A 14,006-nucleotide genomic window follows, 5' to 3' on the forward strand; every position below is an offset into this window, starting at 1 on the left:
TTTGACTTTAATCGTACTTTTTACAGAGTTCTTATGATTCGAATTGGTTTACTCAACATCTTCCTGCTGGCTGTGCTGGTTGGCCCTGCGGTAGCTCAACAGGCTGTGCCGCCCACTGCCCCACTCGATGTGGCGGCTGTGGATGCCGCAGTTGCCCGCACGCTAAAGGCGTTTAACGTGCCGGGCATGGCCGTGGCCGTGGTCAAAGACGGCAAGGTGGTGATGTCCAAAGGGTATGGCGTGAGCTCGCTAAAAACCCAGGCGCCGGTGGACGAGAACACGCTCTTCGGCATTGCCTCGAATACCAAAGCCTTCACCGCCGCGGCCCTGGGGCTGCTGGTGGAAGAAGGCAAGCTGCGCTGGGACGACAAGGTGACCGAACACATTCCCGAGTTCAAGATGTACGACCCCTACGTGACGGCGGAGTTCACCGTACGCGACCTGCTCACGCACCGCAGCGGCATGGGCCTGGGCGCCGGCGACCTCATGTTCTTTCCGGACTCGGCCGACTTTACGGTTAAGGATGTCATCCACAACCTGCGCTACTTCAAGCCGGTGTCGTCGTTTCGCAGCAAGTTCGATTATGACAATAACCTGTACATCGTGGCCGGCGAGGTAGTGGGGCGGGTATCGGGCCAGTCCTGGAGCACTTTCGTGGAAACCCGCCTGCTCAAGCCGCTGGCCATGAACAGGAGCAGTACTTCCTTTTCCCGCCTCCCCGAGCCGACCAATGTGATTGATGGCCACGGGTCCGTAGATGGCACGGTCCGGGTGGTCCGGCGCGACTTGGGCGAGATGATTGGCCCGGCCGGCGGCATGTACAGCAGCGTCGCCGACCTCAGCAAATGGGCCATGATGCTGCTTGGTGGCCCCGGCGCTCCGGCTTCCCTCCTCAAGCCCCAAACGCAGTGGGAGTTGTGGTCGCCCCAAACCATTCTGCCCGTTCGCCCGTTTCCGGCGGCGTACGCCGCTTTTAGTTATAACACGCACTTTTCAGCCTATGGCTTGGGCTGGTTCCTGCGCGACGTGCGCGGGTATAAAGAAGTATCTCACACCGGTGGCGAAATCGGCATGGTGACCAAGGTGACGCTGCTGCCCGAGTTGCACCTGGGCATCATCGTACTCACCAACCAGGAAAGCGGAGCAGCCTTCGAGGCCGTTTCCAACACCATCGTGGACCACTACCTGGGCATGACCGGGCTCGATAACGTGAAGCTAATGGTGGACTTAACTGCGGCCAACAAGTCTGGTGACGACAAAGCCACCGCCGCCGTGTGGCAGCAGGTAGCTGCGGCCAAGAAAAAGGAGCCGAAACGCCCGGACTACAAACCCTTCGTGGGCCGTTACCACGACGCTTGGCTGGGCGATGTAGACCTGTATATGCAAGGCAACCAGCTGTGGCTGAAATCGGTGCGGGCGCCGCGCCTGGTAGGCCAGGTATTGCCGTATCGGGGCAGCACCTTCGTCGTTCGCTGGAAGGCCCGCAGCTTCAATGCCGACGCTTTTGCTGCTTTCACCCTCGACGAAATGGGCCAGGCCAGCAGCATCAAAATGAAGCCGATTTCGGAGCTTACTGATTTCAGCTACGACTTCCAGGACCTGGACCTGAAGCGGGTGGAGCAGGCGGCCATACCCGCAAAATGAATCCACAATTTCATGTGCGCCAGCGTACTTTCGACGGAAACTCAACGCCCTCTCTAATCCTCACCGGAACCACTTCTCGTTTTAAGCTACGCGGCCTTTCCGGCATTGTGCTTATTGCCTTGGGCATTGGGCTAGCGTGCACCTTCAATAAAACCAGCGACTGGCCTGCGGAGATGAAAACCGTGGCCATTGCTACCGCCTATTTCGCAGCCGTTGGCGGTGCCGCGTTGTTTAGCAGCTTTACCCACCAACTGGAATTCAAGCAAATGAAAACCAACCTGCTAGGCATGGCTGGCTTCTTATTCATGTTGCTGCTGCTGAAATTGTAATTCCACAATAGGGTGCTGTTCTGCGTGCGTGGCGCTGTTTATAAGCGTAGCACCTTGGCTGTGCCAAAAAATCATTAGGCCCAGCGAGAGGCCCTATTGGCTTGGACACGAGGTGGAGACGCATATTTGTGTCTTCTTGGTAGCATCAGAAGCCTTTGCTTCGCGCCTTGGTTTAACTGCCAGACGCAACGGGCGTCACTACGTTACACAGCACATGAAAAATCCACTTTGTCAAACGGCTGCCTGGCTACTGATGGGCCTGAGCTTTGCCGCTCCATTGGCGGCCTCGGCCCAGAAGAAGCCCGCGGCGCCCGTTCGTAAAACCGCCGCCGCCAATGCCCTCTCAGCCATCAAGGAGAGCGACCTCAAGCGCGACGTATTCGCGTTGGGAGCCGACCATTACCGGGGCCGCGAAGGCGGCACGCTCGACGAGCTGAAGGCTTCGGTGTGGCTGGCCGACCAGATTCGGGCCATCGGCCTGCAGCCGGCCGGCGACGACGGCACTTACTTCCAATGGTTTCACTTGCAGCGCACGCGCCTCACCAAAGCCAGCCAGCTGAGCATTGGCACGCGCCAGCTAAAGCCCAACCAGGACGCCATGATTGTTGCCCCCACCAATGCCACAGTGGCGGCGCCGCTCGTGTTTGTGGGCACCGGCACGCCGGCCGAAATAGGAAAAATCGACCTCAAGGGGAAAGCCGTGGCGCTCCAGATTTCGGGCGCCCCTACCGATGGCATCAGCTACCGGCGCTACCTGTTCGGCAAGTTCAGCAGCCAGTCGGCGGAGCTGTTTAAGGTGGGCGCGGTGGCGGTAGTATTTATTTCCGACGCCCCGGCGCAGGCCATTTACGACCACTGGAGCCACATTTACGAGCGTGGGCGCTTCGGCCTGCCCGGCGACCCCAATACCAAAGTCGTGGACCAGCCCCCCGTGGTTTGGCTGCCCGCCACGGCCCTGGACTGGGCCCGGCAGGCGGGCCAGCAGTTCAACGCCACCCTGCGGGTGGAAACCTTCCTATACCCTTCGGTGAACATTGTGGCCAAAGTGCCGGGCACCGATGCGCTGCTGAAAAAGGAAAACGTCCTCTTCAGCACCCACCAGGACCACGACGGCGTGCGGTCGGCCGTGGCCGGCGACTCCATCTACAACGGCGCCGACGACAACGCCACCGGCTGCGCGGCCCTGCTGGCCATTATGCGGGCCTTCCAGCAGCAGCCGGCCCGCCGCTCGGCCCTGTTTGTGTACCACGGCGCCGAGGAGCGCGGCCTGCTGGGCTCGCGCTACTACTCGGCCAAGCCCACCGTGCCGCAAGAGTCCATCGTGGCCGTGCTGAACGCGGAGATGATGGGCCGCAACGCCCCCGACAGCGCGGCCCTGCTGGGCTCTATTCCGCCGCACCGCAACTCTTCGGATTTGGTGAACCTGGCCTTGGCCGCCAACCAGGCCGGCCCCAAATTCAAGCTGGACACCGAGTGGGACAAGGCCACGCACCCCGAGGGCTGGTACTTCCGCTCCGACCACCTGCCCTACGCCCGCCTGGGTATTCCGGCCGTGATGTACACGTCCCTGCTGCACGTCGACTACCACACGCCCAAGGACGAGCCCGCCCGCATCGATTACCCCAAGCTCACGCGCATGACCAACTGGATGTACCTCACCGGCTGGGCCGTGGCCAACCGCGCCGCCCGCCCCGCCCCGGAGCCCGGCTTTAAGCTGGAACGCTAACCAACCCATGAAGCACAAATCGTTTTTCGGCCTCGACCGCCACTTGCTGGCAGTGGTTTTTTTCTGGCTGCTGGCCCTCACGCTTCGTGCCCAAACCGCCACGAAAGAGGGATTTATTGACGTGCCGGGCGGCAAGGTCTGGTACCAGATTCTGGGGGCCGACAAGCCGGGCGTGCCCTTGCTGGTGCTGCACGGCGGGCCAGGCTCAGGCAGCGGCGCGTTCGGCAACTTCACGGCGCTGGCCGATGAGCGGCCGGTAATTTTGTACGACCAGCTAGGGTGTGGCAAATCGGACCGCCCCGACAACCCTAGCCTGTGGACGCTGGGCCGCTACGTGGAGGAGCTCGACGTGGTGGTGCGCACGCTGGGCTACCCCAAACTCCACTTGCTGGGCCACTCCTGGGGCACCACGCTGGCCACTGAATACGTGCTGACCAAGAACCCGCCGCAAGTCGTTAGCCTGATTGAGTCGAGCCCCTGGCTGGACACCAAACGCTGGCTTGCCGACGCCCGGCACTACGTGGCCGAGCTGCCGCCTGCCACCCGGGCGGCGTTTAAGCTAGAAAACGCCCCTGATTCCGCGAGTCGTCGCAAATACCAGCAAGCTGTAGACTATTACTACAGCCTGCACGTGTGGCGCAACCGCCCGGCCGTGCTTACGTGGGAGCGCGGCGGCGGCAAGCAGGCCTACGAAACCATGTGGGGCAAAAACGAAACCACCTCCACGGGCAACATGAAAAACCATTCCCGCACGGCCGCCCTTAAGAACCTAACGCTGCCCGTCCTGTACCTCTGCGGCCGCTACGACGAGGCCACGCCCACGTCAACCGCTTTTTTTCAGAAACGCACGCCTAATTCCCAGCTCGTGGTATTCGAAAATGCCTCCCATACCGCTTACCGCGAAGTGCCCAATTTATACTTCAAAACCGTGCGCGAGTTCCTGCGCCAGCATTAGTGCCAGCTTTGGAGCCGCCACCGAGGCAAGGGCACCTCCACGGGCAGGCAGCTGAACATTTGGGCGCCTCCGCCGGTCATTGCCGCGCTACCTTCACCCGCTACTCCCTATGCGCCACATCACCGCCGCCGACATCCAGAACTTTGAGCGGATTTACCGTCTAAACCTCGTCAATGGCCTGCCGGGCTTCAAGCCGGCCAACCTCATTGGCACCGCCGCCCCCGACGGCGCCACCAACCTGGCCGTCTTCAGCTCGGCCCTGCATCTGGGCTCCGACCCGGCGTTGCTCGGCATTGTGACGCGGCCCACTACCGTGCCCCGCCACACCTACCAAAACCTCAAGAGCAGCGGCTGCTACACCCTCAACCACGTGCCCGTGGCCCTCGCGGCGCAAGCCCACTACACTTCGGCCGACTTCGGGGCTGAGCTGTCAGAGTTTGAGGAATGTGGTTTCACCGCCGTTTACCGCGACGATTTTCCCGCGCCTTACGTGGCCGAGAGCCCGCTTAGCGTCGGCTTGCGGCTGCGCGAAGAGCTGTCGATTTCCAACGGCACCGTGCTGCTGGTGGGCACCGTGGAGCACGTGTACCTGCACGAAGCCGGCCTGCGCGACGATGGCACCCTAGACCTCGTGGCACTGGGCAACGCCTGCATTTCCGGCCTCGATGGCTACCACGAAGTGCTGCCGCCCGTTCGATTCGGCTACGCCCGCCCGGGCCAGCCGCCCGTAGCACAGTAAATATTCTGGGGCATCCAGCAATCCAAAAAAGGCCGCTTCATACGAAGCGGCCTTTTTGATATTAGTGAAAGGTGAGGCTACGGATACTGGGTTTCAATTTTCCGGCTTTGCTGGTCCGAATAGCGCAGGTCCGCATATTGTTGGCTGGATGGTTTTGGGCTCAACTCATCGGGGCGGCTATACGCTGACTGCTGAAAAGAATAAGGCTGGTCCGAAAAAGCCCGCGGCCGCCGATACTGCCAATCCGGACCCGATGGCCCTGGCTGCGCGGGATTGTCGCGGTACCAGGCGCGATAGGAATAATCGGACGCCCGCATTTTTTTCCTTTTGCCGTTGCCGGTTCGCTCCCCTCTTTTGCGCCCGTTGCCGGCCGTGGCCAGTGCCACGGCGCCAATAGCCAGGCCCGCCACGGCCAAGCCCTTCAGCCACGGATTGACCACAGGCGGGGGCACCGAGCGTACGCCATCGGCATCGGCCGTGGCGGCTTGGTGGGCGTAGCGGCCAATTTTGGGACGTGCCAGCTCATCAAACCGCGTGATGAATTCGGCCAGCTGGCGGCGCAGGGCCTCCCCGTACATGGGAATGCCGTGGCCGGTGGCCGCCACCTCGGGCTCCAGCCGGGCCAGCAGTTCCATGGAGGCGCGGGCCGCGTCCCAGTCGGGCGTGAAATAGGCCGGCGGGCCGTGCACCTCCTGCTTTTGGGTGAGGGTGGAAAGGCCCGATTCGGCAAAGACGGTGGTAAAGGCATCGCCGGCCACCAGCACTTTGTCGTGCTCCCGGAAGTAGGACACGTGCCCGAACGTGTGGCCCGGCGTGTGCAGCCAGCGCCAGCCGGGCAGGCCGGGCACGCTGCCATCGGCCGGCAGGGCCTGCACCCGCGCCCCAAAATCGTAGGGGTGTTTGGGATAGGCAAACGAGAGGTAGGCCATCATGCCCCCGCCCACGGTGGGGTCGGGCGGCGGAAAGCTCGAGCGCCCCGTGAGGTAGGGCAGTTCCAGCCGGTGGGCGTACACGGGCACGTTGGGCCAGGCCGCCATCAGGTCTTCCAGGGCGCCCACGTGGTCGAAATGGCCGTGGGTGAGCAGAATGGCTTCCGGCGGGTTGTTGGCGCCAAACTGCTCTTCGGCGTGCTGCTTGATTTTGTGGGCCGAGCCGGGCAAACCGGCGTCGATGAGCACCCACGGGCCCTGCGGCTGGTCCTGCGGGAAGGCGTAGTACAGGTTCACAAATACGTCGCGCAGCACACTCAGGCCCGGCACAACAGCGGTGAAGGCGGGCGTCGAGGCCCGGCTAGCTTCGTTGGAAAGCATAGGTGAAACAGGGGTTTTAGTGAAGTGAGAAGAACAAAACGTGGCCTTGGCCGCAGATATTACGACAGCAAACGGCCCGTAGGTTGGCTTTTTATTGGCACGGCCGAGGCTATCCGAAGACTACGGCTGGCCTTGGGGCCAACGCAAAAAGCCCGCTACCGGGGCGGCAGCGGGCTTTTTCTCAATTCAAAAAATTTATTTCGGCTGGGGCTTCGTTTGCGGCTGGTCGGTCTTGACCCCGTTGCCGGTTGTGGCCTTGCCCACGGGGGCCATGGTGCCGCTGGCCGATTGGCCGGCCGCAGCGCTACGCCCGGCCGGGGCCGAGTCGATTTGCTCCTGCACGGTGCCCGTGGCGATGGCAGCCGCCGAACCTACGCCAGCAGCTGGGTTGGTTTCCTGCTTGTAATTGATGCTGTCGCGGTTCACATCGACTTTGTGCCAGCCGGGGGCGTTGTTGAAACCATGCCGGAACTGGGCGTTGTCGCCAGGGGTCCACTGGTAGTCACAGGACGAGAGAGAGCCGGCCAGGGCAGTACCCAGCAGCAAGGCCAGGGCGGAACGGGAAGAAAGCTTCATGAAAAAGTGCTTGGGATTGGGATTCAAATGTACGGGGATTTCGAGGAGAAGGGTGCATTGGCGGCCAAGTCTAAGCTCAGGTCATGCGCGGCGCAAGCGCTACTTTAGTGGCTCACTCCTGCTGTGCTTTCCCGCCATGCCCGCTTCGTCCGACCCCAACCAGCCTTCCCGCTTTCGGCGCGCCCTTGGGGCCGTGGGGCGTGCGGCCCTGCTGCCCGTGCGCGGCGCGGGCTACCTCGTGCGGTCAGGCCGGGCCCACCACCACTTTTTTCTACCGGTGCTGAACGGGGCCTTGGGCGACCAGCTGGCCGCCCGCTACGATTCCCGCGCCATCCGGATGAGCTTCCGCCGGGGCGGGCACGATGTGCCCGTGGCCGAGCTGCGCCTGAGCGAGCCGCACCAAAAAACGGTGGTATTCGTGCACGGCCTCATGGGCGACGAGCTGATTTGGCAATCGGGCTTCCAAGACGTGCCCGGCAGCCGGCGCTACGGCCCGCGCCTGGCCGAGGAGGAGCACCTGCGCGCCCTCTACCTGCGCTTCAACTCCGGCCTGCACCTTTCCGAAAACGGCCGCGAGCTCAGCCGCCTGCTCACCGAACTGGTCGAAACCTATCCCGATGCCATCGGCGAGCTGGTGCTGGTGGGGCACAGCATGGGCGGGCTCATCATCCGGTCGGCCGGGTATTATGGCAGCCAGCCGGCACCCGAACTGGCCGGTGAAATCCAGGCTGCTCAGCCTGCGCCCTGGCTGGCCCATTTGCGGGCGGTGTTCCTGCTGGGCACGCCCAACGACGGCTCGTGGCTGGAGCAGAACTCCCACCTCACGGCGCGGCTCCTGAACCGCATCAACCTCTTTCCGACCCGGTTTCTGAGCAAGGCGCTCAACCAGCGCAGCAACGGCATCAAGGACTTGCGCTATTCCATTCTGGTGGACGAAGACTGGCAGGACGCCCACGCCGACGACCTCACGCCGCCGCGCACGGCGGTGCCGCCCCTGCCCGGCGTGCAGTACCACATTCTGATGGGCGCGTGGCTGCGCACCACCCGGCCCTCGGCCCTGCGCGAGTATTTTGGCGACGGGCTGGTGGGCCAAGGCAGCGCCCGAGGCCACGCCACGTTTGGCGACGAAGCGGCCTTGCCGGCGGGGGCCAACGTGCGCACGGCCGTGTTCAGCCAGCAGCACCACGGCGGGCTGCTCACCCACCCGGAGGTATTTCAATACCTCAAGACCTGGATTTGACCAGGGACTCCAAGAAAAAGGCCCTGTTCGATGAGAACAGGGCCTTTTTCTTGGAGTCAGCGTTAGCAGGTGCCTCAGGTAGTAGTGCCGGTGGTGGTACCCGTGGTGGTCGTCCCAGTGGTAGTGGTGCCGGTGGTAGTGCCGCTAGTGGTGGTGCCCGTGGTAGTGGTGCCGGTGGTGGTTCCCGAGGTGGTCATGCCGGTAGTGGTGCCAGTGGTAGTGGTGCCAGTGGTGGTGGTACCAGTGGTGGTGCCCGACGTAGTGCCCGAGGTGCTGCCGTAGGTGGTACTGCCCGTGGTGGTGCCGGTGGTGGTGCCAGCATCCGTCGCGCCCGAAGTCGTACCGCTGGTGCTACCCGAAGTAGTGCCGCTGGTGGTACCAGCGTTTTCGGAAGTGGTGCAAGCGCTGAAGAAGGTGAGCGCCGAGCACATGATGGCACCGGTCAGCCCAAAAAGCCATTTACGTTTCATAAGGGAAGGAAAAAGTGGAAAGGAAAGTGATACAGCTAATAGCTCTTAACCTATACGAGGGTTGAAAGCGCGATTTACCCGGATTTTTATGCGGGTAAATACCTAATTATTAGTCTTTATTCTTGCTTGACACCGGCGTTTTGGCGGGCAAAGCACATTCGCACAACACCTCCCGGACGGGAGTGGCCAGCTTGTAATCGGGCAGTGACACTTCCTTCATGTACACCACCGCCAGGTGTTGAAGCGCAGGCCGGGCGGGGTTGGTGTGCCAGATGCGCAGCAGGTAGTTGCAGTAGTAAGGCCGCATCCAGGCGTTGCTCACGAACAGGTAATTCTCGGAATACTTGCGCCACCGGTCGTTTTTGAACAGCGCCACCACCGAGGCGGGCTTCGCGTAGCGCACGGGCGCCCCGGCACGGTTGAGGTCGAGGCGGCGACCGTTGGCGGCAGTGCCTTCGAGGATGTACCAGCCGTCGTCTTTGAACACCGTGGGGGCAAACATGCCCCAATGCTGGTCGACCCGCAACAGGTAGCCAAACCCGCGCAACGGCTCCGGCATCAGCCCGCCCGCGGGGCGCAGCACGGCCACGTCGTCGAGGTTCCACCAGCACACGTAGGCCAGCACCCCGGCCACAAAGGTGTCGCGCACGGTGCGGGCCAGCGCCCGGGAATGAGGCGCGGGCGCGGCGCGGCGTTCGAGGCGCAGCCGCCAGGGCAGTTGCCAGCCGGGCAGGCTGGGCCACCCGCTTCGAACGCGGGCGATGAGCGGTGCCAAGCGCGGCGTGAGCCAGTCGAGCGCCCGCGGTGGCAGCAAGCCCGTTATCGAAGCAAAATTGACGAGGAAGAAAATGCCCACGAACAGCGTGAGGCTGATGGTGAGGTGAAACGCCACCAGCACCCCCACCACCAGCAGGCGCCACCACGCCACGCCCACCGGAATAAACAGCGCAAACGGCAGCAACAGTTCGGTATAATAGGCGCCAAACGTGAGCACCCGCAGCAATTCCGGGTACGGATAGAGCAGCTTGCCAACGGGCAGCACCACTTGGTCGAGGCTAAAGGCGTAGTAGAGCGCGGTGCCGTGCTGCGTCCATTCGGGGCCGTTTTTGAGCAGGGCCGTGCACCAATACAGCAGCGCCAGTTGCACCACGTAAGCCACAGTGGCCGCGCTGAAATACTGCAACCGGACTGGGGCAGGCCGACTCCGCGCATCCCAGGCCCACACCCGTCCCCAGGGCAAAAACATGCCCCAAAACAGCAGCATGCGCAGCAAGTCATCGCCGCCCTGCCCGATGAGCGGATTGCGGTTTTGCAACGACACCAGCAGCACCCACGACGCCACCGTAGCCAGCCGCGTGTGGTGGCCCAGCAACAGAGCCACAGCCAGCCCCGCCGCCGCCACAAACAGCAGCGCCTGCACCAGCCACAGGCCGCTGGCGGCGTGCAGCGAAAACTGGTAGGGGGTCCAGCCAAAGGCGTGCAGGGCGGCCAGGGGCAGCACGCCCAGGTTGGCATAATGGGCTTCAAGGTCGGTGCTGCGAATGGCCAGGTCGGTGAGCAGTACGGCTGCCGTGGCCATGCGCAAGAGCGCCAGCGCCCGCAAATCGAGCACAAAAGGCCGGCGCACCACCCCCCAGAACCCAGTTCTATTGTTGGGAACAGAGGGACTTACGACTGGGGCCGTAATCGGCCGAAATTCGCCAACGTGAAGATTTTCCAAGCCGCGTTATCAGGTAAAAGGATGCCTTTAGCTGATACGCTATACGGGCGATGGCAGCGGAGCACCAAGCGGAAAACCCGTATTTTTTCGGGGCAACTACGTAGCGGTAGCACAGCGGCGTGATGTCCGTGCACTTGGAATGTGTCTGGAAATGGTCATGCTGAACTTGTCGAAGCATCTCTACCGCTTCGTTGAGAAAGCTCCAAACGAAGCGGTAGAGATGCTTCGATAAGCTCAGCATGACGGAAACAACGTTTTTGTAAAATCCCGGACACTCTTAGAATCCCGAGATGCTTCGCGTTGCATGAGTATAAGGACGTTTTTGCAGCCGCTAAGCAAACACAAAGTCGTTTTTTAGGTGGCCTGAGCCTACTCGCTGCCGTCTTGTTCGTAAGGCTTATGCTCGTCCCTCCCTCCTTGCCCATGCCCCCAGCCGTTCCCGATACCATTTTCTTCGATGGAGTGTGTAACCTCTGCAATGGCTTTGTGCAACTCGTGATTCGCCACGACCCCGCGGGGCGCTACCGTTTCGCGGCCTTGCAGAGCGACGCCGCCCAGCACCTGCTGGCGGCCCACGGCCTGGCGCCCGGCGCCCTGGCCACCGCGCCCGAATCGGTGCTGCTGCTCAGCGGGGGGCAACTGTATTCGCATTCCACGGCCGTGCTGCGCATTGCCCAGGGCCTGGGCGGGGCGTGGCGGCTGGTGGGCCTGGGATGGGTGCTGCCCCGCCCCTGGCGCGACGCGCTCTACCGCGTGGTGGCGCGGCACCGCTACCGCTGGTTTGGAAGGCAGGAAAGCTGCCTGCTGCCCACGCCAGCCCTGCAAGCGCGGTTTTTATAGCGGCAAAAACGCAGGCTGTCCGCCTGCGGAGCCGCCCAAATTCTGCCGTGAAGGCCGCCCGCGTGCCCGCGTTTCAGACCCAGGCCACGGCCTTTGCCGCCCTGCCCACCGACGGCGAACTCGACGCCTTGAAGCAAGAAGCTACCAGCCGCAAGCTGGCCACCCACACGCAAGCCGTGACCCAACAGCAGGTGGTGATGGGCATTGTGGGCACGGTGAACGATACCCGCTCAGCCACCTACAAAATGTTCGGCAGCGCGGGCCTCGACTCCGCGTCCGATGCCCGCAAGTACAAAGACTACGCGGTGCACGACACGCCCGCCCCCGTAGTGGCGCCGGTGCCCCCGGCGGCCTAAGCGTTGGCTTGGTTTTCATGAAACAGGGCGCCCCGCGGAGCGCCCTGTTTCGTTTTTGGCGCAAAACGCGCGCCAGGGTCGGGGCTTGTATGCCCCACCGGACCTGCTGGAACAATCCCGCTTAGCAGTTCACAAAACTCATCTCGACTCTGCGTTTCGAAATTTTGAAAGGTGAACGAGTTTTCCAAACTCCTCCGGCCACTGCAGCGCCTTACTGGCCACCAGTTGTCAGGTCGATTCCTTACGTTCAGAGAAAGGAGCCGTTAAATTCTAATTTCCGCCTTCAAAATCGAGCGCTGCGCCGACAGCCGCGCGTTCGCCGGCACGGTGGCCTCGGCCGACAGCAGCAGCGCCCGGCGCACCTACGCGCTGCTTCACACCCGTCCACTCCACGCTCTATTGCGGCCTGCGCTAGGGGATGCGGACGGCACCGTCAGCTATTTGCCCGTGCGCACGGTGGCCCTGACGGGCGCGTCCGCTGGCCCGTCGTACACGTCCAGACGCGCGGCGAAACGAGCGCCGGGGCACGGCGCGTGGGCCGGCTGCGCCACCACCCGGCTGGGCGGACCCGTTCAACCGCCCGCCGGACGACTGGGCGCCCGAGGGGGCGGCCCCGCTTTCCCCGCATAAGGCGATTCCTTCCTCCTGTCCTGCTCGCATGTTCATGCAATACCGCCGCCTTGTGCTACGGCCGACCTTTGCGCTGCCGGCGGGCCCCGGCCCATCGGGGCGCGGCGCTCCAGAGGCCGGGGCGCACGCCCCGGCGCCGACGAACGGCCGTCGGCGCCGGTCCAACGACGCTCCTGGCCCGGTGGATGCGGCGGCGCTTGATTTTGCTTGAATACAAATGATTTACACAACTTACAAAGGCCAGCCGCCGCCCCCGGGGGCGTACCTTTGACGGCTTTACCAGCCTATTATTCTATTCTGGACCACCCGCGGCTCCACGCTCGTACCGGCCTGAGCCCGGATGTGGCCCTCTTTCTTCCTTGCATGCAACACCTGTACTTCCTGGCCCGGCCGTGGGCCCGACTCCGTTATTCCTCCTGCTGCATAGTCCTGCTGCTGGCCCTGCTGCTGCCCGGGTGGGCGGCGCGGGCGCAGGCCCCCACCTGGCAGGACGCCTTCAACGGCGGCGGGCCGCTGCTGGTCGGCACCGGCACCTCCGTGGCGCGGGCCACGGCCACCGACGCCAGCGGCAATGTGTACGTGACGGGCTCGTTCTCGAACCAAGTGGCCTTCGGCAGCACGGTGCTCACCAGCGCGGGCGGCACCGACGTGTTCGTGGCCAAGTGGGACGCCACTACCCAGGCCTGGGCCTGGGCCGCGGCCGGCGGCGGCACCGGCACCGACATCGGCTACGGCGTGGCCGTGGACGCCAGCGGCAACGTGTACGCGACGGGTTATGTGCAAAACGCGGCCACCAGCGCCACCGACCCAACGTCGGTGCGTGGGGTGCGGTTCGGCAGCGTGGGCCTGGCCAGCGCCAGCGCCAGCACCATCGGCAACAACGACGTGTTCGTGGCCAGCTACACCGCCGCCGGCACCTACCGCTGGGCCGCGGCCGGCGGCGGCACCGGGAACGACATTGGCAACGGCGTGGCCGTGGACGCTAGCGGCAACGTGTACGCGACGGGCCAAGTGCAAAACGCGGCCACCAGCGCCACCGACCAGGCGTCGGCGCGTGGGGTGCAGTTCGGCGGGGCGGGCCTGGCCAGCGCCAGCACCAATACCACCGCCAACTTCGACGTGTTCGTGGCCAGCTACACGGCCGCCGGCGCCTACCGCTGGGCCGCGGCCGGCGGCGGCACCGGCACCGACCTCGGCTACGGCGTGGCCGTGGACGCCAGCGGCAACGTGTACGCGACGGGTTATGTGAACAACGCGGCCACCAGCGCCACCGACCCAACGTCGAGCCTAGCCCAACGGGTGCAGTTCGGGGGGGCGGGCCTGGCCAGCGCCAGCACCAGCATCTCCGGCACCCCGGACGTGTTCGTGGCCAGCTACACGGCGGCCGGCGCCTACCGCTGGGCCGCGGCCGGCGGCGGCACCAGCAACGACATCGGTTACGGCGTGGCCGTGGACGGCAGCGGCAACGTGT

The 14,006-nt window shown here is 63.8% G+C and carries 13 protein-coding genes, 1 pseudogene and 1 other annotated feature; of the genes and pseudogenes, 10 read left to right on the forward strand and 4 right to left on the reverse strand.

The window, feature by feature from the left end; translation table 11 throughout:
- Positions 1-33 precede the first annotated feature (33 nt).
- The 5 genes from I2I05_RS20150 (at position 34) to I2I05_RS20170 (ending at position 5,393) form a co-directional block, all read left to right on the forward strand.
- Positions 34-1,644: a serine hydrolase gene (locus I2I05_RS20150; RefSeq protein ID WP_196284065.1), complete on the forward strand. Its 1,611-nt coding sequence runs from the start codon at positions 34-36 to the stop codon at positions 1,642-1,644.
- The gene (locus tag I2I05_RS20155; RefSeq protein ID WP_196284066.1) at positions 1,641-1,973 is read left to right on the forward strand and encodes a hypothetical protein; all 333 of its coding nucleotides are present in this window, start codon (positions 1,641-1,643) and stop codon (positions 1,971-1,973) included. Before I2I05_RS20150 ends, I2I05_RS20155 begins: the two co-directional genes overlap by 4 nt.
- A 214-nt stretch (positions 1,974-2,187) precedes the next feature.
- Positions 2,188-3,699 (forward strand): M28 family peptidase, encoded by a 1,512-nt coding sequence (locus I2I05_RS20160; protein WP_196284067.1) that lies wholly within the window; start codon positions 2,188-2,190, stop codon positions 3,697-3,699.
- Between the two features lie 7 nt (positions 3,700-3,706).
- The gene (locus I2I05_RS20165) at positions 3,707-4,654 is read left to right on the forward strand and encodes a proline iminopeptidase-family hydrolase (RefSeq protein ID WP_196284068.1); all 948 of its coding nucleotides are present in this window, start codon (positions 3,707-3,709) and stop codon (positions 4,652-4,654) included.
- A 109-nt stretch (positions 4,655-4,763) separates the two neighbouring features.
- Positions 4,764-5,393, forward strand: coding sequence for a flavin reductase family protein (locus I2I05_RS20170; RefSeq protein WP_196284069.1), 630 nt, complete (start codon positions 4,764-4,766; stop codon positions 5,391-5,393).
- A gap of 77 nt (positions 5,394-5,470) precedes the next feature.
- Here I2I05_RS20170 and I2I05_RS20175 read toward each other — a convergent pair whose 3' ends face one another.
- Both I2I05_RS20175 and I2I05_RS20180 read right to left on the reverse strand, forming a co-directional pair.
- Positions 5,471-6,703, reverse strand: coding sequence for an MBL fold metallo-hydrolase (locus tag I2I05_RS20175; protein ID WP_196284070.1), 1,233 nt, complete (start codon positions 6,701-6,703; stop codon positions 5,471-5,473).
- 195 nt (positions 6,704-6,898) lie between these two features.
- Complete coding sequence (locus I2I05_RS20180) at positions 6,899-7,279, reverse strand: hypothetical protein (protein WP_196284071.1); 381 nt, start codon at positions 7,277-7,279, stop codon at positions 6,899-6,901.
- Positions 7,280-7,415: 136 nt separating this feature from the next.
- Between I2I05_RS20180 and I2I05_RS20185 the strand changes: the two genes are divergently transcribed.
- Complete coding sequence (locus I2I05_RS20185; RefSeq protein ID WP_196284072.1) at positions 7,416-8,519, forward strand: esterase/lipase family protein; 1,104 nt, start codon at positions 7,416-7,418, stop codon at positions 8,517-8,519.
- Positions 8,520-8,530: 11 nt separating this feature from the next.
- Positions 8,531-8,652: a sequence feature (Thr leader region), on the reverse strand.
- Here the strand turns inward: I2I05_RS20185 and I2I05_RS20190 are convergent.
- Positions 8,594-8,989, reverse strand: coding sequence for a hypothetical protein (locus tag I2I05_RS20190; protein ID WP_196284073.1), 396 nt, complete (start codon positions 8,987-8,989; stop codon positions 8,594-8,596). It overlaps the preceding feature by 59 nt.
- A gap of 109 nt (positions 8,990-9,098) precedes the next feature.
- A complete protein-coding gene (locus tag I2I05_RS20195) occupies positions 9,099-10,616 on the reverse strand; it encodes an HTTM domain-containing protein (RefSeq protein ID WP_317192384.1) in 1,518 nt (505 codons plus the stop codon).
- A gap of 516 nt (positions 10,617-11,132) precedes the next feature.
- Here I2I05_RS20195 and I2I05_RS20200 point away from each other — a divergent pair.
- From I2I05_RS20200 to I2I05_RS20215, 4 genes and pseudogenes are all read left to right on the forward strand, one after another.
- Entirely contained in the window at positions 11,133-11,549 is a 417-nt protein-coding gene (locus tag I2I05_RS20200; protein WP_196284074.1) for a thiol-disulfide oxidoreductase DCC family protein, read from the forward strand.
- A gap of 47 nt (positions 11,550-11,596) precedes the next feature.
- Positions 11,597-11,905, forward strand: a complete 309-nt coding sequence (locus I2I05_RS20205; RefSeq protein ID WP_196284075.1) for a hypothetical protein — start codon at positions 11,597-11,599, stop codon at positions 11,903-11,905.
- Positions 11,906-12,563: 658 nt separating this feature from the next.
- Positions 12,564-12,746, forward strand: a complete 183-nt coding sequence (locus tag I2I05_RS20210; protein ID WP_196284076.1) for a hypothetical protein — start codon at positions 12,564-12,566, stop codon at positions 12,744-12,746.
- Positions 12,747-12,898: 152 nt separating this feature from the next.
- Positions 12,899-14,006: pseudogene (locus I2I05_RS20215) on the forward strand (hypothetical protein); the annotation flags it as partial.

Origin of the sequence: Hymenobacter jeongseonensis (genome assembly GCF_015694725.1) — a bacterium.
Lineage (GTDB): Bacteria > Bacteroidota > Bacteroidia > Cytophagales > Hymenobacteraceae > Hymenobacter > Hymenobacter jeongseonensis.